Raw genomic sequence first — 19,774 nt, forward strand, 5'->3', positions numbered from 1 at the left:
GGATTATAAATTTATATTAAAAGGGAGGATGATATGGATAAACGACCACTGCTGTTGCTTCATGGGTCGCTTGGTGATCTTACTCAGCTTGAGTCCTTGGTTCCACAGCTGGAAGAGCATGCTGAGTTGCACCGCATGGATTTTGAAGGCCATGGAGAATCTGCGGTCCCCAACAGCCCATTCCGCATTGGCTATTTTGTAGAGAATGTTCTGGGTTATATGGATGAGCACGGACTTGATACAATAGATATTTTTGGATACAGTATGGGCGGTTATGTGGCTCTTTGCCTGGCAAAAGAGTATCCCCAGCGTATCCGGCGGGTAGCGACACTGGGGACAGTGCTGCAGTGGACTGCGGAGGTAGCCCGTCGTGAATGCCGCTATTTGCACCCAGGCAAGATCACAGAGAAGGTACCGCATTTTGCGGAGCAGCTGAAGGAGCGACATTCCGGCGACTGGGAGCGGGTTGTGAACCGCACACGGGATATGATGGAATATCTGGGAACTCATCCCTTTATTCAGCCTGGTGACTGGCAGGGAATTAAGCAGAAAGTTCGGCTCCATATTGGTGACCGGGATACCACCGCTGGACTCGATGATACACTTGAGGTATACAAAATGATGGATTATGCTGAACTGGCCGTATTGCCGCGCACGGGGCACCCCATTACGGAGGTCAACCATTCTATGTTGGTCTCCTCCCTGATCGATTTTTTCAGGGAAAGAAAAAAGCCCGGCGAGAATGACCGGGCTTGACTAAACTATAGTACACAGGATAAAAGATCAGACCTTCCTGAATACCACAATGGCATTGTGACCGCCAAAGCCAAAGGTATTGCTCATTACGGCATTGACCTCTTTTTCGGCGGCTTCTTCCAGTACAATGTTCAGTGAAGAGGGGATCTCTTCATCTATCTGTTTCGTGTTGATGGTGGGAGGAATGATGTTATCATTGATGGCCTTGATAGAGGCAATGGCCTCTATAGCCCCGGCAGCTCCCAGAAGATGGCCCGTCATAGACTTTGTGGCACTGATAGACAGGTGGTCCGGCTCCTCACCAAAGACATTTACCGTGGCATTCATTTCACTGATATCACCTACCGGAGTAGATGTAGCATGGGTGTTAAGGTAGTCGATATCCTCAGCATTCATCTGGCTGTCACTGAGTGCTTGCTTCATCGCCCTGGTTGCACCTTTGCCTTCCGGGTGGGTTGTTGTCATATGATAGGCATCCGCCGTCATCGCGGCTCCGGTCACCTCGGCATAGATATTGGCACCGCGTGCTTTGGCATGTTCATATTCTTCCAGGACAAGTGTGGCAGCCCCCTCTCCCATTACAAAACCGTCCCGGTCCTTGTCAAAGGGACGGGATGCATGCTCGGGATCATCATTCCGCTGCGACATGGCCCGCATGGCAGAAAAACCGCCAAAGGAGGATTCGGTAATCCCTGCTTCTGATCCTCCGGTAATGATAACTTTTGCCTTGCCCCACCGGATGTAGTTAAGGGCATCCATGATAGCGGTATTGGAGGTTGCACAGGCTGAAACCGTCGCATAATTAATACCCATAAGTCCATACTTCATTGAAATAAGTCCCGGTGCCATATTGATAATGAGCTTGGGTACAAAGAAGGGGTTGAAGCGGGGGCTATAATCATTTTCGGCATAATTCCTTACCTCCTGTTCGAAGGTGTACATGCCGCCCTGGCCGCTGCCCCAGATGACGCCGGTATCAAAAGGATCCATTGCATCAAAATCCAGTCCGGAATCTTTTACGGCCTCTTCGGTAGCAACCAATGCATAATGGCTGTAGGGATCGGAACGCCGGATCATATTGTGCTCCAGGTGTTCGCTGGCGTCAAAATTTCTGAGTTCACAGGCAAAATGGGTACGGAATTGTGAAGGATCAAAATGAGTAATTCGGGACGCACCGCTGACGCCGTTTATTAAATTTTTCCAAAAATCATCGACGTTGTTGCCTAAAGGAGAAAGGGCACCCAACCCGGTAATGACGACTCTGTTCGGCTTGCTCATGCTACGTAAGAATATTTTAAGTATAGAAATTTTATCTGTGCCCAATATAAGAAGGATATGGGCGGACTGCATATAATATCTGAGGCTGCCGGCCGCAGACTGGATTCAGGAAAAACATCCCGTGTAGAAGAAAATATAAATAGACGGATTTCTGACGTTTTACTAAAAAACCGGGAAAGCACATGGCTGAAGGGAGCAAGAAAACGGCCCCTTGAGCAGTGCTGTTTGTATTTGGTGATTCTATCCCTGCTGGGTGGCGTAAAAGCGTTCTTTCGCTATCTTGTCGCCCTCCCAGTGCTGCACAGCTACCTGTTCAAGGCTCATGCGGTTGCCATCGGTAAAGGTGACATCCATCACGCATTCCACAGAAGTTGCTGCTTTCTCTTCGTTGGAAGTGATCGCTTTTACATCCATCCCATGGAATTCATCCACGCTCTCAAAAAAATCATTTTCCCGTTCCCGGTTGGCGGCTTTTCCTTCTACATTGGACCCGTCTTCGAGCACCATGACCACGTCCTTGGCATAATACTTTTCAAAAGCATCCATAGCTTCACCCTGGGAAATGTGATCATAGATGTCGGTAATCTTGCTTAAATAACTCATAATCTGAAGTGAATTAATTTAATATTAAAGCGTTAGTGATTCTGTTGCAACGAGACTGATCTTGAAATCGTTTGCAGCTGGCCATTTCAATTTGCACCGACCGTTCCGGCCGGCTATCTTTTATCTTCATCGGTTATTAGCACGAATGTACAAGGGTATGCAACAGGTCAAACTCATTGATATTGCCTACGGGCGCAGCGGCGACAAGGGAAACAACAGTAATGTGGGTATTATCGCCCGCCATCCGGATATCTATCCGTTCCTGAAAGAAAAACTCACGGCCGGGCTGGTCAGGGAGCATATGAAGCATGTCTGCAAAGGCACGGTGGAGCGATATGAACTGCCCAATATCGGGGCGCTCAATTTTGTTCTCCATGACAGCCTGGACGGGGGCGGCACCGTTTCCCTGAAGCTCGACGCCCAGGGCAAGACGCATGCCGCGCTCCTGCTGCGCATGGAGCTGGAGGTTCCTGAAAAGCTTCTGCAGAAGGTACAGGGAAGGAATTGACGCTTTTTATCCCCTATCAATACGGCAACACTTTTATTATTCTGTGATCGAACGGGATACAAACCCATGACTGTATCCTGATTTACGTCATGAAGATAACAGGCAGCTTGTCCGGCTGGGAATACTTTTGGACAGTTTGATGTCAACAGCAACCCGGTGCGTTGTGCTTTCCATTTTCAGTGTTTACCGAACTGCATAGATGGCCTCACTATCTGCTAAAAGAAATAGCCGGGGGGAAGGATGTGTATAGGGTCCCGGCCGAAACTGCCAGCGAGGCTGTACCATTTCACATACATGAATGTGTATGCTGGATTAGAAGGGAAGACTGTTGTTTTGAAACGTTTTTATAGTTTCAACCATCCTGTCCTGCCTGGACACTGGCAAAAAATGCTGTGCGGCGTGGGGCCGTAGACGAACAACTGCGCTGGTATAAGTGGTGATATTATTATAAGTTCCAAGCAAACATGAGCAGATAGTATAAAATAGCAGGATCCTATGGTTACCGCATTAGTCTTTATCACTACCGAGCGTACCCGCATTAACGAAGTGGCCGAAAAACTGGTTGAAATTAAAGGGGTTTCCGAAGTGTACTCCATTAGCGGGCAGTACGACCTGGTGGCCATGATACGCGTCAAGGAAAATGATGAGATGGCGGAACTGATAACCAGTCAGTTAGCCAAAGTGGAGGGAATTACAGATACGGAGACGCATATTGCTTTCCGGACCTTCTCACGGCATGACCTGGAGCACATGTTCTCCATCGGCTTCGAAGACTGACTGCCGGCTGGGGCCGTAACAGAACAGCATCAAGAATGAAAGGAATGCGGGGTATAACAGGCCATTGACTGAATAGCTCAGCACCAACCCAAAAGATATCACAGGGCGGGTTTGAAAAGGTAAATCCTGCAGCTGTATCTGGACAGTGCAGTAATGTGAGGGAATCCTGAGTTTGATCTCCATTTATTCCAGTGAACAGCAGAAACAGTTGTCAGCCTATCTTATCTGTGAGACAGCCCCGGGTGGACATAAGAATTTCAGCTTTCTGACTCCTGTTCCAGAAACCTGATGGGGATGGTAACCTCTGTTTTATCCCATTGCATGACAATCTGCGTTGTGTCGTCCACGACATCTGAAAACTGGATGGTGAAAGCTTCAGCAACTGATTCTTTTTGAATGGCTGTTGCGTCAACGCGAAGCACATCGTGGGCCTGTTGATAGTCAAAATCTCCCCAAAGTCCCAGTTCATCATTCAGGATGATAGTCCACGGTTCATCTTCGCGAGGAATAGTAAAGAGGGCATAGGTACCAGCTTTGAGCTTTTCTCCGGCCAGAAGAATATCATGAGTGGTGGTTAGTTCAGTAGCTTCGTTGGCCCCGGTGCGCCAGATATTGTCGTAGGGAACCAACTGCCCAAAAATATCACGATTTCGTTTGTAGGGCTGCCCGTAAATAATTTTGATGTAGGTATCTGTGGGATGATGCATTACTTTGGCAATAGCAATGGGGCTCTTCCTCCGCAGCGTCTCGGTTTCTTCTGGCTTGTCCTGGGAGCAGCTGCCTGCGACAAGTATCAACAGGAGAAGAAATAAAAGCGGTATCTGTCTGGTTAACATAATAATAGGTCTGTGACTTGTTGGCTACGACATAATAACAAATAATGTACTTAAAAGTTTCCCATGAATACCTGGTGCTGATTACGTGTGGGTTCGTATCCATATCCGATACCCAGATCAAATGACAGGTTGGATACTCGGAATGTTGTTCGCAGGCCTAATCCAAAAACAGAGCGCGACTGCTCGTACCAGTCGGAAGCAGAGGGATCCGCTACAGTATTGGAGAAGGCAACCAGGTAAATCTTGGCCAAATACAGGGGCAGCAAAAAGCCCCCTTCATCAGCATGAATGAGAGGAATGGTATAGCGGCTGCTTATACTCAGCAAATTATCGGCATTGACAAGCACGGGTTCTGAGAAGGCATCTGAAACGAGCGACTGGTTGTTGAACACCAGGCCCGACTGGCTGAGTCCCTCTATGGCCAGTCGCATTGACTGGTTCCATCGTCGTAAAGGAGAAAGGTACGTCAACAGGCCCGCCTTGAGGGCTGTCGGCTGCTGGAACTGAAGTCTTATATTGTTCTGCTGGAGGGGAATGCTGAGATCGTAGGAATTCCAGTAATGTTCCAGCTCGGAATAGAGGACGATACCCGAATTAGGCTGAATATCCCGGATATTCTGCTGGAGTCGTAAATTAAGCTGGCTGTATAGATTGGCAGCAGTTATATTCGAAAAATCGGATGAACGGTGATCCCTGGAGAGACCATAAAAACGAAGCTGGGAATACCGGATTTTGGGTTCGATAAACAGTGAGGTAGAAAAAATATTATCGCGCAACTGAATATCCAGGGGGATGCTGAGGTCCAGAGATCGGTTTTGCCGGAGTAAGGTGGTTGTAAATTGATCCCGCTGAAAATTGATGTAGGAAGGCTCACTGTAGAACTGCAGCCTGAATCCGGGATAAAACTGCTTGTTTTCGTACGACAAATCATACCACAGCCGCTCCTCCAGGTAACTCATCTCGATGTCATAGGCCTGGCTTTGCAGTACATCGTTGCTGTGTAGGGAGAGGCCAAACTGGTAGTGGCCGCTGTTGGAAACCTCCTCCCCAAAAGGCAGTACGGCACGGGGTTTTAGCCAGCTAATATCGGAGGTATAGGCTTCCGGTTCCCAGCTTTTGGATGCCTTTCTGATGGAATCAGATACCATATACTCTCGCATGGTATTGCTTTGTTTGGTCACAGGCTGCCACAGCGAGTCGGGGAGGATGCGGCCGGTGCCATCGGTACGGCGGGCAATAACCGGCAATCGCTTGTTGCCAACCTGGCGGATATATGCCACACGGCTGCCGTTCGGGCTGTAGGATCCCTCAAAAGCATTAAAAGCAGATTGGGTAAACTGGCTAACCGTCTCGCTGGGCAGGTCATATTCGTAAAGCTGGTGCGTACCCGAAAAATCACTACTGAACAGGAGTTTTTGTCCTGAAGGATGCCAATAGGGATCAAAAACTGAGCCATCTTCAAAAGCGATGTCCGGGTGCTTCGGCAGGGTTACACCCGCCCGGCTGATGTCGGTAATCCAGAGTGCCTGCTGTCCTTTTTTGTTGGCGACGACGACTAAACGATTTTCATCCGGGGCGACTGAAACAGCTGTAATTTCATCTTCGCCGAGGGATAGCAGCTCAGCTGGGTTATGGTTTTCTGCCGGAGAATCACCGGGGATGGAAACAAGGGCGGAGGAGGCCGGTCGGCTTTGCAGGGCCAGCAGTTGTTTGCCGGCATACTGCGGTGCGTAGACCCGAGCATCGTCAGTAAGCGTTAGAAGGCGATTTTCAGAAAAGTTATAGCTGGCTAATACTGCCTTGTAGGTGCGGTTGTATAGCGGGTCAGCCCTGTAATAACTGAATACCATCTTTGATCGGTCTGGAGACAAGTCATAGCGGTAGTCTTGGATGGAGTTGGTCGTGAGAAAGCGTTTCATGCTGCCAGAGGCCAGATCATAACGATAAAATCCGGGGCGGGCATTATAAAACGAACCGTGGAAGACCAAGGTAGAGTCGGACAGCCACAATGGACGGCGAATTTCCGGACCCTGAAAAGGCACGTTCAGAGGGGGCGGGCCGGCGGCTGAAGTTGAATCCTGGAATCGATCGTATGCTTTTTCAAAGCGGCTGTAAAGTTGTCCGGGCCAATACCCAGTTACATGTCGGAGAGCCAACCCGTAGCCCAGAAAAGGATAATTCATGTAAAAGGACAGGGCATTGCGGGTTGCAGTGTCGCCGAATTCACGCTGCAGCCACGAGCTGAACATATAGCCCCCGATGTAGTGTCGATTGAAGGGTCGGGTATTGGATGAAATCTGCACCATCTGTCCCATGGACCAGCGCCGGTCGCTGTTGAATACCGCATCAAACTGACTGGTGAACATCGGGAAGTTACCCCGGCCCCCGCCGGGGGCAACCTGTTCGGTTTCATACTGGACTGCGATACCTTCAGTGATGCCTGCTGGGATGGCCCCGTGAAAAGATCGGGCCAGATCGGGAGAGAGCAGGCTGATCAACCGCGGGATATTATTTTGGCCCAAATTATTGTATTGCAGGGCGTGAACCAGTTCATGGGGACCAACATTAGTGAGCCAGTTTCCGGTCTGTGGGTTGAGTGATTTTCCCTTGAGGGGCGGCAGTTCAATCTCTGAGCGAAAATGAAGGGGGGTAACAAAGCCGTTGGAGCGGTCGTTGTAGCTGTTAAGAATAACGGGAAAGTTGCGAAGCTCCCCACCCACCAGCTGTTGAACCCGGGGATAGTGATCCTCCAGAATACGTGCCAGCCGGAGGGCGGTTGTGTCGTTGTCGCGGCTGTAGAGCAGGTTGAAATGAGGTGTTTTCAATTGTTGCCAATCCTGGTCGGGGGGACGATGCTGGGTGGGATAAAGCTGGGCAGAGGCGGTGGGATGAAGAACTAATGCAAAGAAAAAAAAAGAGAATAGTTTTTGACACATGATGCGGCTTTCAAAGAGGGTTAAACGAACCTTAAACAGACCGACAGGAACATTCAGAAAGCATTATCCTGCATAGCCCGGCAGGTAATAGTAGATAGCCCAAAAATGAGAAAAGGTGCCGGCCATTACAAAAAGGTGCCATATCTCATGAAATCCAAACCAGTTTGGGATAGGATTGGGCTTTTTGATCCCATAAATAACAGCGCCAATGGAATAAGCCAGTCCTCCAATGACAATCCATATGATAAAGGCAAGGGGCAGTTTTTCTACAAGGGTGGGAAAAAGGAGTACCGCCATCCATCCCATCCCGAGATAGAAGGCAGTGGAAAGCCAGCGAGGGGCTCCCATCCACAGAAATTTCTTGATAATGCCGATGACTGCCAGGCCCCAGACGGTGGTAAATAGCCCCCACTTCCAGCTGCCGTCGAGCACCAGCAGGCAGATGGGGGTGTAAGTGCCGGCGATGAGCACGTAAATCATGCTGTGATCAAGCTTCTGAAGGAATTTCAGAGTCTTTTCTTTAACCTGCAGGGCGTGATAGAGCGAGCTTGAGGTATAAAGAAGGACCATGCTGAGGCCGAACATTGAGAAGGCGATGGTCTGGCTCAAGGACCCTCCGGATGCGGCCTCGAAGAGCAGCAGAATAAAGGCAACCAGTGCTGCTATTGCTCCCACTCCATGGGTTATGCTGTTCACTGGTTCTCGTAAATGATCGCGTAAGGAGTTCATGCGTAATTTCATGGTGATCGAAAGATACAAATAGTAGCAACGAGAGGGAACTGCAAATAGTTTAAAAGGAAATATTTTTGAAGAATAGATGACTTCTCTGCTTCATTTGTGGGAATCTTTCTGTAGATTGGTATACAATAATCACGGGAATAAAAAAGGGAGAGCATCATGAGATCTATAAGTTTAGTATTGGCAGCCGTGTTGGCTGTCCTCACATTCAGCAACAGTGCAGAAGCCCAGCTTTTAAATAGGCTCAAGAAAAAGGCCAAAGCGGCGGCTGAACAAAAGGCGGAAGAGAAACTGAGTGAACAGGTAGAACTGGCGGCGCGTCAAGCAGTGGAAAAATCCTGGAATACCGTATTTGGGGAGGTTTCTGCTGATAGTAGCTTCGGTCCCCTGCCCTTTTCCATGAATAGCAATGTTGAAACGGAGGATGTCTACAATTTCGATACCGCCACTACAATGGAAATTACTACCGTCAGGAGTGATGGGCAGGCGGAACCCCCTGCTATCATGGAAATGTATTTTAACGAAGAAGAATTATATACGGGGACTCGCTTTTCCAGTGAGGAAATGAAGCAGGACGAGGGGGATCTATTTATTATTTATGACCTAAAACACTCTGCCATGGTCATGTTGATGGAGAATAAGAACGATAAATTTTCTTTTGCCTATGATTGGGAGCAGTCCCTGGAGAACCCGTTGTCGGAGGAGGAAGAGATAAACTGGGAAGAAGTAGAAGAATGGCAGGGATACACAAAAATCGGGACTAAAAATATTCAGGGGTTTGAATGTGACGGTTACCGGTCGGAGAACAGTGAAGGGGTTGTTGAAGTGTGGGTAAGTCGGGATGACTTTTTTGGCAGCCACCACCTGTTTAAGGCCAATGCCAATACCCGAAAGATGAGAGGAACCCTCCCGGAAAACTACCCCTATGGTACGATGATGGAAATGATCTCTGAGGATCGGGCCAGTGGAGACAAGACAATTATGAAGGTAATCGATGTGCGCAAAAATGTGGACACAAGGTATGCGATGGCCGACTATCCGATCATGAGCATGGGCGGCCATTAGACGGATCCTGGCTCATTACTGTTGGCATGGAAAACAGTCAAACGATTTTATGGTTCGGCGTCGACTTTTATAATGGTTGGTTCCACATGGACAACCGTGCGAACCGAGTGGGCAATGAAGCAGTTGTCATGGGCTTTTTCATGAAGTTCGGTATCTTCCCGGGCTTCGGGAGCGGCACTGTTCAAATACGAGACCTCGGGACGAAGGGTCACTTCCGTTATGGCTGTTCGTCCTGATTCATCTTCGTCCAGAACTCCCTCGGCCGTATCGCGGTAATCTTCAACTACAAAGCCATGCGATGCAGCGATGGATAGGAACCAGAGCATATGGCAGCTGGAGAGCGAAGCTACAAAAGCTTCTTCGGGATCCACGGCCGCGGCATTTGAAAGGGGAACAGGAACCACTTCCGGGGATGCGGAGGCAGGAACTTTTACCCCGCCGTCAAAGTACCAGTGATGTGACCTGCTGTATCGGTGGTCGGTAAATGCTGCACCATTGCGAACCCAGGCAATGGTTGCGCGATAATGATCCATTGGCTATATCTAATTTATCTTAATTTTGGAGACTGCGCTTTTTACCGATTTATCGTGGACAAATTCAGAGAAAAGCTATTAATTTATGGTCTGCTGAGATCGAAAATAATCGGTTTGAAGCAAGGTATATGTTTTTAGTATAAGAAATAAAAAGAGACTTGTAATAGACTATGACCCATCGTTTTTTTTCATTATTGATACTGCTGGTAACGGTGATTATTGTACCGGTTGCAAATGGACAGAATGCCCCTATTGAGGCACTGCTGATCACGGGCGGTGGCTGGCATGACTTCGAGACGCAGAAAAAACTGCTAACAGAGGGAATTTCTGAACGGCTGGATCACAAAATAGAATGGACTATTGTACATGAAGATGAAGGAGATCCTGGGCACCAGGTATCGGTGCTGAAGGAGCCCCACTGGGCCGACAATTATGACGTAGTGGTACATAATACCGGTTTTGCCCGCGTACGGGATCCGAATTTTGTTGATCAGCTTGTGAAGTATCACAAAGGGACACCGGCAGTGCTTATCCATGCTGCAATACAGAGCTACCGCTTTGCTGAACCGTCTGATGGCTGGTTTAAATTCATGGGTTACCAGTCCATGGCTTCGGAGGAAAGCCGAACACTTGAAATTGAGAACATCGCTCCCAAAAATTCGATTATGAAAGGGTTTCCAGCGACCTGGACCACCTCCAAAGAAGAAATTTTTATCATGGAGAAAGAATGGGGCGAAATAACGACGCTGGCCCGCGCCTTCGGGGAAGAGATGCAGGAATTTCAACCGGTAACCTGGACGCATGAGGGCGACAGTACCCGGGTGTTTGCCACTACGCTGGGCCACAGCAATGAAATTTATCAGAAAAAAGAGTTTCTTGAGATGGTGGCAAATGGACTCCTCTGGGCAGTGGGAGAGTTATAAGAGCACCCCGCTCCTCTCCAGAATGCCGGAATCATAAAGCAGGGGGATGGTTTTCCCGTTGAAGCACCCGGGAATCGGGAATTACCGAATATTTCGCCTGATGACACTTTTGCGTTTATGCCCTTTGATGAAAACCTTTCGTTCATTGGCTTCAAGGAAAAGGAGGAAAAGGCCCGGCTATGATCGCCAGGGCATACGATTCTGGCAGCTATTGACAGTGGCTCTACAGTCGAACAATGGTGTCAGCGCCGTTGCCGGTACCTTCCTGAAATGAACAAAGCGGCGACCTTCAGGATTTATCATATAAATAAAAAACATAGTCTGTTGGTACTCCCGGATGTCCCTGCTGTCGCAGCATGGCTGTTATATTTCCCCGGTGATAGGTTCCGTGATTAACTACATGCTGTACCAGTTCGGCTATGGAACATTCCAGCTTGCCATATTTTGGATGCTCTATAGACAGGATCACATCGAGGTCCTCCTGTGACCTAAAGAAGGATTCGTATTTGTTAGACATTGCAGTGTATAACGTTTCCATCCCGCCAAGATCCTGTCCTTCCACCTCCTGTTCGTGCTGCTTGATAAGCACCATTGTCTCTTCTAACGGATCTCCTGTCATAACACTCAACCACATCCCATCGGTGCGATAGATGTGAGTGATCACCTCTGCGACGGTAGCAAAGACACTGTTGACCTGCTTGCTGTATACTTCTCCCGGCAAATGGTGCAGGTGCTTTAGCAGGCGATTGTTTGCCCAGTGATGATAATCGTACTGCTGCTTGGCTTTATGTTTCATAATGAGATTTATTTTATTTGTTTTTCAATGGAAAAGCATTATAAGAGGCTATACTGACAACCCTTTGTCAATAAAAGCCAAATAAAATGATCCGGTTAATTCTTCAACTGCGTATATCACTGTAGATAGAATTTACAATAACAAAAAATAATGACGATGAGATTCAGAAAATATAGGTGTCCTTCTTCCGGGCTCGTCAAGTGGACATGGTTTAACAGGGCCTGCATGCTGCTTTTGGCCGGCATTATGATCACCGGGTGCAAGGATTCGGTCACGGACGGGAATGGAGCTGACAAAGATACCCAAACATTTGACCTTGTGCTCGTTGCCGGTGGAAGTAAAGTGGGTACCGTCTCCACGGCGCGTATAACTCCTGATGATGATGCATACATCGATGAGGGTTTCTTCGTTACGGTGAAAGTGACAGACGAACGTTTTAATGCTCCCTTTGACATCTATATTAATAACAACAACGGCTACTGCGGCACCTTCGATGTTCGACCCGATGAAAAGGCCGAGATGCCTTGTGACTATGATGATTTTTTATCCAACCCCACCGAGTTAACCGTTACCGATGAAAACGGGGATGGGGAAAGTGCCCGGCCGGCCTCCTAGAAGTATAACCCGGTCGTCAGCATGGCCATCCCAGCTGGATAATTTTCTCTGGCAGCTCAGGAGAGGTCTCTCCGGCCTATAGGCACCAGTAAATAGCACAGCATTTCAGTTGATGAGTACGGTATTGCATCCCATACTTCTTCCTTCCCGGTGATCCTGGCCGGTCCGGTGTTCTGCCGCTCTCATTTCTTTTATAGCCAAGATCGCCCTTCTCTTCCTCTCAGGAGCTATTTAAGGTAGGATAGTTATTTTTTTGGCAGTCATGGCAAAAAAATGTATCAACGCTTTCTTTTCTGCACAAAAAAATTAAAAAAAGCGACTTTTTGCTAAGATTATTTAAACAGATTTCATTATAATAGTTAAGATTTCGTTTACCAAGTGACTACCCGGAAAATGATTGCGGGCAGAGAAGAAGCTTGGGGATATTAAATTAGGTATTTAGCAAGAGGGTAACCTGCTCTCAGATTCATATTTATGGGGGCTAATTTATTTCCCGGCGGGTTGCCCAGGGTACGCATATTAGCTGTATAAACGTCAGGTCAGTAATTCTTACGCCCAAACCGGATGGACAACGGTTCAAGTTGGCAAAAAGCAACGTGATAGAAAGCGAGGGTAAGCCAGATATTTTATTAATGGCATAAGAAAGCTGTAGCAAAGAGTCGTTGCATTCCAGAACGCAGTGCAAAAAATATTTTGTGAAAGAGGGAACAAAAAAGGCACTGTGGTCTTAAAGCAACGACTATTTAAATAATAAAATATAATTCAAGCAATTCTATTTGCATTCTTAATTCTATGGCACTTTATTTACTGTATGGGGATGGAGCACATAATATTACGACAATTAACTCACGAACCGTTACTGCCATGCCTGAGCCCAGCAGGGGAAAATCCAAGGAGCTGCTCAATACCCATGACGGGGGGGAGAAGTATGATTACTCCAAATGCATGCCTTCTGAAGATCTTCAGTATTTTATTGAGTACTACTGGTTCATGGACTGGAACCTGGAGGGCGATTCGTATAAGCAGGAAATCAAGTCATACCCCTCGGTGCACCTTGTCCTTGAGAAGGGAAACAGCTGGATCTGGGGAGTTGTAACAAGCAATTTCAGGCGTACTATCAAAGGAGAAGGAAGTGCGGTAGGGATCAAATTTCGGCCCGGAGGCTTCTACCCTTTCTATGAGTCGCCGGTCTCGGCTATCTCCGACGGGGTGCTTGATCCCGGAAAGGTATTTGATACGGATATAACAAAACTTGAGGAAGACATTATTTCCCCTGACAGCAGGGATAAGGCGGTCAAACGGACTGAGCATTTTCTGCGCGAGCATTTGCCCGAACGGGATGAGCGGATTGATAGAGTGAATAATCTTATCGAGGCGGTGAAGAATGATGAGCGCCTCATCAACGTCGATCAGCTGGTAGACCGTATGGCCATTAGCAAGCGCTCGCTCAAAAAACTGTTCAAGTGGTACGTCGGCGTCTCGCCCCAGTGGATTATTAAGCGGTTCCGAATACACGAGGTCGCAAAAAAAATTGCGGACAAGGAAAATCCGGCCGACTGGATCGAACTGGCGCTCGGGCTGGGTTACTATGACCAGGCGCATTTCATTAAAGATTTTAAGACGTTTATGGGAAAGACTCCCACAGAATACGCCCGTAGCATACGACCGGGCGATCATCGCTGGTAGGGTTCCTGCCTATGGTTGCTGGAAAAAGGGATTGTATTTTAGCAGTTCGTTGAAATGCAGGGAAGCATTGTCTTATCCAGTTTTCATTATCAGGGCTGATACTGAAAATAGCTGGCAATGGCTGTTTCCCCCTCCGGACATGGATCCCCACCCCCTCTGTAAAAAGTGCTGTTTAACCTTGCAAAAGAGGCTACAAGATGTATCTTGTTAGCTGTGAAAAATAATCAAATGTCCAGTAAATTTTATACGAGCAAGCCGATGAATGTATTCCCTTTGCCATCACATATTTTTATTGTAAGCCTAATTTTAGCAGGTTTGGCAGCCTGCCAGCCAACTGTTGAGCAAACAGAAACTCAAACCCCAGAAACGACGACCAATATGCTGCAGCATACTGTATATTTTTATTTGAATGACGATGTGACTCCGGAGGAGCAAGAACAGTTTGAGTCGGGATTAAAGAAACTTCTTGCCATAGATGAGATTCATAAAGCAGAACTCGGGGTGCCTGCCCAGACACCGGAACGGGACGTCACCGACCATTCTTTTGGCTATTCTATTTTCGCCTGGTTTGAAACCATGGAAGATTATGAGATTTATGCTGAACACCCGGTGCATATGGAATTTATCGAGAAATACAGCGATCTCTGGTCTGAAGTTCGAGTCTATGATTCTGATCTCATAGAAGTGCGCTAACAACAGGCAGTCACCGTTTGAAGGCCATCACCCCTGTTATGTCAGCTGTTTCAAATGAGCCTGGATAATGGGGTTGGGTGGCTGAGTCGCGTTATGACAGACCTGGTCCTGTATTGATTGGGATCCATATCTGGATATCTCCTTTACCGCGCCGGGGGTCAAATTCCCTGCCATACCGTTCGAAAAAGAAATCGATATCCTCCGGGCTGGTGGTATATTCTGTCTGTGGAATCCATTCCTTGTAAATAGCGTCACAGGTGGTCCGAATGTCGGTAACACTCCCCCTGTGTTCGAATATGGCGTAGGCGTGAGAGGCAAGCTGTTTTATGGAAATATGATTTGGCAGTGAAGGGAGATCCCAGTTGCCCGAGATCTCCACCCCGCAAGTATATTCGAGACCGCCTTCAGCACCCGGATCAGAGCATAATCCGTAGGTTATATCCTTGTTGGGTATGGGCAACCGGAGCAGCAGCCTGTTGAATTCGTCCCACAGGCTGGTAACTTCAAAAGGTCCACAGGAAGGATACTCCCTACTCAGTCCGGCAATGAGCATCGGCTTGTAATTATCGATTATTTGAACAGGGGTTACAGTGATATGATCTGCAGTTTTGTTATCCATACTGTTCTAATTATGACTTTGGCATTGTGCAGTATCTTCAGGGAAGAACTTCCATGTCATAGCCGAAACGGTTTACTATTTCTCGGATCGTTGATTCATGGAGTCTGGAAGTCGGATGCTCAACACGCAAAACGCTGTCACAATCCTCAAGGTCGATGCTTGGATCGCTGCCGGGGACCGTTTCGCGTATGACGCTTAGAATGGACTTTGCCTCCGATCTCTTGTCTATATTTGTTTTATAAACTTCGATCATATTCATATCGTCGTAAAAAGCAAGCTGTTTCATTCCTGTTGTTCCAGGTTAAGCTGTTGGCACTTGGGGATTCTTATTTAGATACCCGTGAGGATGTTGTTGTAACTAATATTAATGTGGCCACCTTTTGCGGGACGGCCCTGATCGGGGAGGCCCTGCTTCTGAGGCGTATGGCTCGCGGTGAAGGTATAAGCCCGACCAGTGAGAGTGCGACATCAAAAAATATGATCGTAATATGTTTTTATTATGACTTAGGCCGACCGGTACGCCTCACGCAGCTTGTCAAGGTCAAACTTTTTCATCTGCAGGAAAGCTTTTGTTACTTGTTTTACCTTTTCAGGGTTGGGATCGTTCAGCATTTCCGAAAGCTGAACCGGCGAGACCTGCCATGACACTCCGAACTTGTCTTTCAGCCAGCCGCACTGTTCGGCCTCTGGTACGGTAGAGAGACTCCAAAAATGATCTATTTCTTCCTGTGTTTTGCACTGAATCATCAGCGAAATGGCTTCGCTGAAAGTAAAGTCAGCATAGTCGGGAGAACTGTCCATGGCCATAAATACTTCCCCGTTGTTGAGGCAAAACTGGGAATGCATGACCGTTCCTTCCGGCTGATTTTCGCCTGCACCATATCGAAGAATCCCGGTGATATCCGAATCATCAAATAGAGAAGTATACAGGTTTATGGCTTCTTCGGCCTGCCCTTCGTTGCTGACAAACATCAGTGAAGGGGTAATTTTTTGCCCGTGTACATCCTCAAGCCGGCCCAAAGAAATTTGCCAGCTCAACCCATACTTATCTTTGGTCCAGCCATATTTTTCGCTCCAGCCATATTCTTTCAGGGGCATCAGGGGAGTTCCCCCTTCAGATAACTGCTGCCACAGGCTATCAACTTCGGTTTCCGACTCGCAGGTAACAAAGAATGAGATGGCCGGTGTGAAACTGAAATGCGGCCCTCCATTCAGAGCGATTAATTTTAGCCCGGCCAGTTCAAAATCCACGGTCATGACGGTACCGGCTTCCTGTCCATGTATTTCGTATCCTTCTTCTGTATACCGGCTTGTATTCGCAATCTTCGAGTCGTCAAAGATGGAGGTATAAAATGTAGCCGCTTCCTCGGCCTGGTCATCAAACCAGAGGTGCGGGATTATTTTCTGGATTCTGTTATTGTCTGTAGATGTCATGATTCAACCTCTTGGTTTCTTGTGATAATGTTGATTTAGGTCGGCGTTAGCCTATCCAGCGAAGAGTTTTATTTGCAGGCTAAGCCTTTTCTCATATTCTTCTAATCTTTTCCGGTATTACTCTTCAGGATCGCATTCACAGAGGGGAGGCGGAATTTTGAACTGCCGCCCTCCTCTCAAAAGCGGACGCCCGTCCCCGGGGTTCTTCCCACTCTTCCTGTCGGCCCAGGGCTGTGAGGTCAAGGAAGTAGCAGGCGCCCCCCACTTGTTCAACCCCCCGGGCATAGGTGGAATAGGTATGGTACACGGTGTCTTCGATTCGCAGGAAACAGCTGATCCCCGGCCGTTCACCCTCTGTGGGGTAACCGAGGTGCTTCAGCGTGGCCTGGTCTCGGTAGTTATAGGAAACCGGCCTGACGGATTCATCCAGTGTAATATGAAAATCGTAGTTGAAGCCTGAGCCATAAGATGAATACCAGGGCAGGGTCCAGCCCATCCTTTTTTTGAAGGAAATTATTTTTGAAATGGGAGCCCGCGAAACCAGCACAAGTGTGGTCGTCCGCTTGTGCAGATGGTTAAGATGTCCCCGTGCAACATGGTCAGCCCAGGCGGAACAGCTGGAGCACCCCTCCGCCCAGTCCGGATGAAACATAAAGTGATAAACTATGAGCTGCCGGCGGCCTTTGAACAGGTCGAGCAGACGGACTTTTCCGCCGGGTGCTTCGAGGGTATAATCATTCTTTATCTCCACCATGGGAAGGTTGCGGCGGTCAGCATTGAGACGATCGCGGCTCCGGGTTAGTGCTTTTTCCCTGACAAGCAGCTCTTTGCGCGCCTTTAGCCATTCTTCTCGTGAGACAATTTCCGGAAGCAGAGTGTTGGTGTTTTTCATGGTGATCGTTTAGTATTAGTGTTCCATGGGTTGGAAGAGATCGAACTTGTTGCCGTATAGATCGATGAATCCTGCTCCTTTTCCGCCGGGTACCTCTTGAGGTTCATTTAAAAAGGAGACGCCCCGGGCCTTCATTGCTTTGTAATCCCGTTCAATGTCATCGGTCTCAAACATCACCAGGGCCATTACAGGTGATTTCCCGATGCGGGACTGCTTACCGGGATCATCGACGTGATGCAGTTCAAGTACCGTTTCACATTCTTTGCTTGGGGCTACGGTCAGGTAGCGCCATCCCGGCGAAAAATTAATGTCTGCCCGGATGGCAAACCCCAGCGTCTGGGTATAAAATTCCCGGGCTTCATCCAGCTCTTTTACCGGAATGCTTAGTTGTCTTGATTTGATAATCATGGGGGTTGTTCTTTCATTATTCATACTCATCGTGCATCCTCCACCACTGGTAGGGCGGTGTCTGCGGCCAGCCTTCCGGAGAGTCCTCCCAGCTTTCCTGTCGTCCGTAGGGAGTCAGGTCAAGCAGTTTGAAATTAGTATCAAACAGCTCTGCCCCGCGTGCGGTGGTGTAGTATGTGCGGTATATGTTATTTGCATCGTCACGGATAAAGACATTAACGGCGAAACCCTTGCCTGCATCAAAAGTGTCGGCAAATCGACGGGCCGGATCAGTGTACCACGGTGCATTCCAGTTCATTCGCTGCTGTAATGCCAGAATTTCTTCCTGGGGTGCGGGCGAGGTAAACACAAAGGAGGTATCTCGGGCGGCTACATGTGCCAGGTTATGACCAATATTATCCATGACCATAGAACACCCCTTGCAGGGGGCTGCCCCGGGTTCGAGCATGGCACTGTAGACGATAAGCTGCCGTCGGCCGTGAAACAGGTCGATTAGTGAGATCTGCCCCTCGGGGCCTGCAAAGTGATAGGTACTTTGAACGGCAACCATGGGTAATCGCCGGCGCTCCGCATTGAGCTTGTCGTGCTGGCGGGTCAGCTCTTTTTCTTTCTCCAGCAGTTTTCTGCGGGCTTTCTGCCATTCCTGCTGTGATACCACATTGGGGAGTGAGTATTGTACGCTATCCATATGACGACCTTTTTAATTATTTAATCCATGTGTTAATTGTCCAGAGGTGGCTGGCTGTTAACGAAATTCTTCCGCTATCCGGCAGCCCCCATCCAGTTCTAACCGGTGTAATAGAGCATCCAGCCAATCCCAAATTTGTCTCTGAGCATCCCGAACTTTTTGGCCCAGCCGGTTTGCTCCAGCGGCATCTGGACTTCTCCTTCGGCTGACAGCCGATCAAACAGCCGCCTGGTTTCTTTTTCCGTGTCTGTTTCCAGGTTGATATAAAAGTTAGTTCCCTTTGTCAGATTCTGGTCGGTGGAATCCAGGATATCCGACCCGAACAGGGTCGTTCCGGCACCAAGGGAAAGAGCAGCGTTTGCGACCAGGTTCAGATCATCGCCCACAGCGCCCATATTGTCATCGAGATCGCTGTACCGGTCGATTTGAAGGTCACCTCCGAATACTGATTGATAAAAATTGAATGCTTTTTCCGTTCTGCCCTTGAAGGTGAGGTATGGATTTATCGATTTCATAATCATTTATTGTGTCTGTAATTAAACTAATAAACCTGCTGTGAAACCAACTATCAGGCTAATTGCCCGATGCCTGATCCATATCCATATACATAACTTCCCACAGGTGCCCGTCGAGGTCCTGGAAGCCCCAGCCGTACATAAATCCCTGGTCCTGTTTCTTATTGGGCGTTGTTCCACCGGCCTCAACGGCTTTGCTTACCACTTCATCCACTTCTTCCCTGCTGTCGGCGGAAAGTGCGACGATGGCTTCGGTACTCTGGGTGGCATCGGCAATGGGATTGGGCGTAAAGGTCTTGAAAAAATCTTCGACCAGCAGCATGACGTAAATATTGTCGTCTATGATCATACAGGTGGCATTCTCGTCGGTAAACTGTGGGTCAAATTCAAAGCCCAGGCTGCTGAAGAATGCAACGGATCGATCAAGATCCTGTACGGGCAGGTTGACGTAAATTTGTTTGGCCATAATAGCAAA

23 protein-coding genes are annotated in these 19,774 nt (G+C 48.2%); 8 read left to right on the forward strand and 15 right to left on the reverse strand.

Features of this window, described 5'->3' with window-relative positions; genetic code table 11:
• Positions 1 to 33 precede the first annotated feature (33 nt).
• Complete coding sequence (locus FN808_RS04155; RefSeq protein ID WP_142713298.1) at positions 34 to 756, forward strand: alpha/beta fold hydrolase; 723 nt, start codon at positions 34 to 36, stop codon at positions 754 to 756.
• Positions 757 to 783: 27 nt separating this feature from the next.
• Here the strand turns inward: FN808_RS04155 and fabF are convergent, their stop codons facing one another.
• Both fabF and FN808_RS04165 read right to left on the reverse strand, forming a co-directional pair.
• Entirely contained in the window at positions 784 to 2,034 is a 1,251-nt protein-coding gene (gene fabF, locus FN808_RS04160) for a beta-ketoacyl-ACP synthase II (protein ID WP_142713299.1), read from the reverse strand.
• Positions 2,035 to 2,274: 240 nt separating this feature from the next.
• The gene (locus FN808_RS04165) at positions 2,275 to 2,637 is read right to left on the reverse strand and encodes a SnoaL-like domain-containing protein (protein ID WP_142713300.1); all 363 of its coding nucleotides are present in this window, start codon (positions 2,635 to 2,637) and stop codon (positions 2,275 to 2,277) included.
• Positions 2,638 to 2,794: 157 nt separating this feature from the next.
• On the opposite strand from FN808_RS04165, the gene FN808_RS04170 reads away from it, so the two are divergent.
• A complete protein-coding gene (locus FN808_RS04170) occupies positions 2,795 to 3,145 on the forward strand; it encodes an AtuA-related protein (RefSeq protein ID WP_142713301.1) in 351 nt (116 codons plus the stop codon).
• Between the two features lie 495 nt (positions 3,146 to 3,640).
• Positions 3,641 to 3,922: an Lrp/AsnC family transcriptional regulator gene (locus FN808_RS04175; protein WP_142713302.1), complete on the forward strand. Its 282-nt coding sequence runs from the start codon at positions 3,641 to 3,643 to the stop codon at positions 3,920 to 3,922.
• Positions 3,923 to 4,179: 257 nt separating this feature from the next.
• Here FN808_RS04175 and FN808_RS04180 read toward each other — a convergent pair whose 3' ends face one another.
• The 3 genes from FN808_RS04180 to trhA all read right to left on the reverse strand — a co-directional run bounded on the left by FN808_RS04180 (position 4,180) and on the right by trhA (position 8,423).
• Positions 4,180 to 4,758, reverse strand: a complete 579-nt coding sequence (locus tag FN808_RS04180; RefSeq protein ID WP_142713303.1) for a DUF2911 domain-containing protein — start codon at positions 4,756 to 4,758, stop codon at positions 4,180 to 4,182.
• A gap of 50 nt (positions 4,759 to 4,808) precedes the next feature.
• On the reverse strand, positions 4,809 to 7,694 hold the full coding sequence (locus tag FN808_RS04185) for a TolB family protein (protein ID WP_142713304.1): 2,886 nt from the start codon (positions 7,692 to 7,694) through the stop codon (positions 4,809 to 4,811).
• A 63-nt stretch (positions 7,695 to 7,757) separates the two neighbouring features.
• Positions 7,758 to 8,423: a PAQR family membrane homeostasis protein TrhA gene (gene trhA / locus FN808_RS04190; RefSeq protein ID WP_142713305.1), complete on the reverse strand. Its 666-nt coding sequence runs from the start codon at positions 8,421 to 8,423 to the stop codon at positions 7,758 to 7,760.
• 168 nt (positions 8,424 to 8,591) lie between these two features.
• On the opposite strand from trhA, the gene FN808_RS04195 reads away from it, so the two are divergent.
• Entirely contained in the window at positions 8,592 to 9,497 is a 906-nt protein-coding gene (locus FN808_RS04195) for a DUF4412 domain-containing protein (RefSeq protein ID WP_142713306.1), read from the forward strand.
• Between the two features lie 47 nt (positions 9,498 to 9,544).
• Here FN808_RS04195 and FN808_RS04200 read toward each other — a convergent pair whose 3' ends face one another.
• The gene (locus tag FN808_RS04200) at positions 9,545 to 10,030 is read right to left on the reverse strand and encodes an OsmC family protein (protein ID WP_142713307.1); all 486 of its coding nucleotides are present in this window, start codon (positions 10,028 to 10,030) and stop codon (positions 9,545 to 9,547) included.
• Positions 10,031 to 10,200: 170 nt separating this feature from the next.
• Between FN808_RS04200 and FN808_RS04205 the strand changes: the two genes are divergently transcribed.
• Complete coding sequence (locus tag FN808_RS04205; RefSeq protein ID WP_142713308.1) at positions 10,201 to 10,953, forward strand: ThuA domain-containing protein; 753 nt, start codon at positions 10,201 to 10,203, stop codon at positions 10,951 to 10,953.
• Positions 10,954 to 11,242: 289 nt separating this feature from the next.
• Here the strand turns inward: FN808_RS04205 and FN808_RS04210 are convergent, their stop codons facing one another.
• The gene (locus tag FN808_RS04210) at positions 11,243 to 11,749 is read right to left on the reverse strand and encodes a DinB family protein (RefSeq protein WP_142713309.1); all 507 of its coding nucleotides are present in this window, start codon (positions 11,747 to 11,749) and stop codon (positions 11,243 to 11,245) included.
• 156 nt (positions 11,750 to 11,905) lie between these two features.
• Between FN808_RS04210 and FN808_RS04215 the strand changes: the two genes are divergently transcribed.
• The 3 genes from FN808_RS04215 to FN808_RS04225 all read left to right on the forward strand — a co-directional run bounded on the left by FN808_RS04215 (position 11,906) and on the right by FN808_RS04225 (position 14,743).
• Positions 11,906 to 12,364 (forward strand): hypothetical protein, encoded by a 459-nt coding sequence (locus FN808_RS04215; protein ID WP_142713310.1) that lies wholly within the window; start codon positions 11,906 to 11,908, stop codon positions 12,362 to 12,364.
• An 864-nt stretch (positions 12,365 to 13,228) separates the two neighbouring features.
• A complete protein-coding gene (locus tag FN808_RS04220) occupies positions 13,229 to 14,050 on the forward strand; it encodes a helix-turn-helix domain-containing protein (RefSeq protein ID WP_185958240.1) in 822 nt (273 codons plus the stop codon).
• Positions 14,051 to 14,263: 213 nt separating this feature from the next.
• Positions 14,264 to 14,743, forward strand: coding sequence for a Dabb family protein (locus FN808_RS04225; protein WP_142713312.1), 480 nt, complete (start codon positions 14,264 to 14,266; stop codon positions 14,741 to 14,743).
• 91 nt (positions 14,744 to 14,834) lie between these two features.
• Here FN808_RS04225 and FN808_RS04230 read toward each other — a convergent pair whose 3' ends face one another.
• The 8 genes from FN808_RS04230 to FN808_RS04265 form a co-directional block, all read right to left on the reverse strand.
• Complete coding sequence (locus tag FN808_RS04230) at positions 14,835 to 15,362, reverse strand: GyrI-like domain-containing protein (RefSeq protein ID WP_142713313.1); 528 nt, start codon at positions 15,360 to 15,362, stop codon at positions 14,835 to 14,837.
• 37 nt (positions 15,363 to 15,399) lie between these two features.
• On the reverse strand, positions 15,400 to 15,648 hold the full coding sequence (locus FN808_RS04235) for a hypothetical protein (protein WP_142713314.1): 249 nt from the start codon (positions 15,646 to 15,648) through the stop codon (positions 15,400 to 15,402).
• 218 nt (positions 15,649 to 15,866) lie between these two features.
• Positions 15,867 to 16,796: a VOC family protein gene (locus tag FN808_RS19210; RefSeq protein WP_246068280.1), complete on the reverse strand. Its 930-nt coding sequence runs from the start codon at positions 16,794 to 16,796 to the stop codon at positions 15,867 to 15,869.
• 136 nt (positions 16,797 to 16,932) lie between these two features.
• Complete coding sequence (locus FN808_RS04245) at positions 16,933 to 17,688, reverse strand: DUF899 domain-containing protein (protein WP_142713315.1); 756 nt, start codon at positions 17,686 to 17,688, stop codon at positions 16,933 to 16,935.
• A gap of 15 nt (positions 17,689 to 17,703) precedes the next feature.
• Positions 17,704 to 18,096 (reverse strand): VOC family protein, encoded by a 393-nt coding sequence (locus FN808_RS04250; RefSeq protein WP_142713316.1) that lies wholly within the window; start codon positions 18,094 to 18,096, stop codon positions 17,704 to 17,706.
• Between the two features lie 16 nt (positions 18,097 to 18,112).
• Entirely contained in the window at positions 18,113 to 18,784 is a 672-nt protein-coding gene (locus FN808_RS04255) for a DUF899 domain-containing protein (RefSeq protein WP_142713317.1), read from the reverse strand.
• 98 nt (positions 18,785 to 18,882) lie between these two features.
• Complete coding sequence (locus tag FN808_RS04260; protein ID WP_142713318.1) at positions 18,883 to 19,299, reverse strand: VOC family protein; 417 nt, start codon at positions 19,297 to 19,299, stop codon at positions 18,883 to 18,885.
• Positions 19,300 to 19,357: 58 nt separating this feature from the next.
• Positions 19,358 to 19,765: a VOC family protein gene (locus FN808_RS04265; protein ID WP_142713319.1), complete on the reverse strand. Its 408-nt coding sequence runs from the start codon at positions 19,763 to 19,765 to the stop codon at positions 19,358 to 19,360.
• Between the last annotated feature and the right edge of the window lie 9 nt (positions 19,766 to 19,774).

The organism is Fodinibius sediminis, from assembly GCF_900182555.1.
GTDB lineage: Bacteria > Bacteroidota > Rhodothermia > Balneolales > Balneolaceae > Fodinibius > Fodinibius sediminis.

Excerpts from the sequence above, each read along its gene's own strand:
- FN808_RS04245 (WP_142713315.1), bottom strand. The coding sequence starts at position 17,688 with ATGAAAAACACCAACACTCTGCTTCCGGAAATTGTCTCACGAGAAGAA.
- FN808_RS04235 (WP_142713314.1), bottom strand. The coding sequence starts at position 15,648 with ATGAAACAGCTTGCTTTTTACGACGATATGAATATGATCGAAGTTTAT.
- FN808_RS04175 (WP_142713302.1), top strand. The coding sequence starts at position 3,641 with ATGGTTACCGCATTAGTCTTTATCACTACCGAGCGTACCCGCATTAAC.
- FN808_RS04230 (WP_142713313.1), bottom strand. The coding sequence starts at position 15,362 with ATGGATAACAAAACTGCAGATCATATCACTGTAACCCCTGTTCAAATA.
- FN808_RS04155 (WP_142713298.1), top strand. The coding sequence starts at position 34 with ATGGATAAACGACCACTGCTGTTGCTTCATGGGTCGCTTGGTGATCTT.
- FN808_RS04165 (WP_142713300.1), bottom strand. The coding sequence starts at position 2,637 with ATGAGTTATTTAAGCAAGATTACCGACATCTATGATCACATTTCCCAG.
- trhA (WP_142713305.1), bottom strand. The coding sequence starts at position 8,423 with ATGAACTCCTTACGCGATCATTTACGAGAACCAGTGAACAGCATAACC.
- FN808_RS04220 (WP_185958240.1), top strand. The coding sequence starts at position 13,229 with ATGCCTGAGCCCAGCAGGGGAAAATCCAAGGAGCTGCTCAATACCCAT.
- FN808_RS19210 (WP_246068280.1), bottom strand. The coding sequence starts at position 16,796 with ATGACATCTACAGACAATAACAGAATCCAGAAAATAATCCCGCACCTC.
- FN808_RS04205 (WP_142713308.1), top strand. The coding sequence starts at position 10,201 with ATGACCCATCGTTTTTTTTCATTATTGATACTGCTGGTAACGGTGATT.
- FN808_RS04250 (WP_142713316.1), bottom strand. The coding sequence starts at position 18,096 with ATGATTATCAAATCAAGACAACTAAGCATTCCGGTAAAAGAGCTGGAT.
- FN808_RS04260 (WP_142713318.1), bottom strand. The coding sequence starts at position 19,299 with ATGAAATCGATAAATCCATACCTCACCTTCAAGGGCAGAACGGAAAAA.
- FN808_RS04185 (WP_142713304.1), bottom strand. The coding sequence starts at position 7,694 with ATGTGTCAAAAACTATTCTCTTTTTTTTTCTTTGCATTAGTTCTTCAT.
- FN808_RS04180 (WP_142713303.1), bottom strand. The coding sequence starts at position 4,758 with ATGTTAACCAGACAGATACCGCTTTTATTTCTTCTCCTGTTGATACTT.
- FN808_RS04200 (WP_142713307.1), bottom strand. The coding sequence starts at position 10,030 with ATGGATCATTATCGCGCAACCATTGCCTGGGTTCGCAATGGTGCAGCA.
- FN808_RS04265 (WP_142713319.1), bottom strand. The coding sequence starts at position 19,765 with ATGGCCAAACAAATTTACGTCAACCTGCCCGTACAGGATCTTGATCGA.
- FN808_RS04255 (WP_142713317.1), bottom strand. The coding sequence starts at position 18,784 with ATGGATAGCGTACAATACTCACTCCCCAATGTGGTATCACAGCAGGAA.
- FN808_RS04215 (WP_142713310.1), top strand. The coding sequence starts at position 11,906 with ATGAGATTCAGAAAATATAGGTGTCCTTCTTCCGGGCTCGTCAAGTGG.
- FN808_RS04210 (WP_142713309.1), bottom strand. The coding sequence starts at position 11,749 with ATGAAACATAAAGCCAAGCAGCAGTACGATTATCATCACTGGGCAAAC.
- FN808_RS04170 (WP_142713301.1), top strand. The coding sequence starts at position 2,795 with ATGCAACAGGTCAAACTCATTGATATTGCCTACGGGCGCAGCGGCGAC.
- fabF (WP_142713299.1), bottom strand. The coding sequence starts at position 2,034 with ATGAGCAAGCCGAACAGAGTCGTCATTACCGGGTTGGGTGCCCTTTCT.
- FN808_RS04195 (WP_142713306.1), top strand. The coding sequence starts at position 8,592 with ATGAGATCTATAAGTTTAGTATTGGCAGCCGTGTTGGCTGTCCTCACA.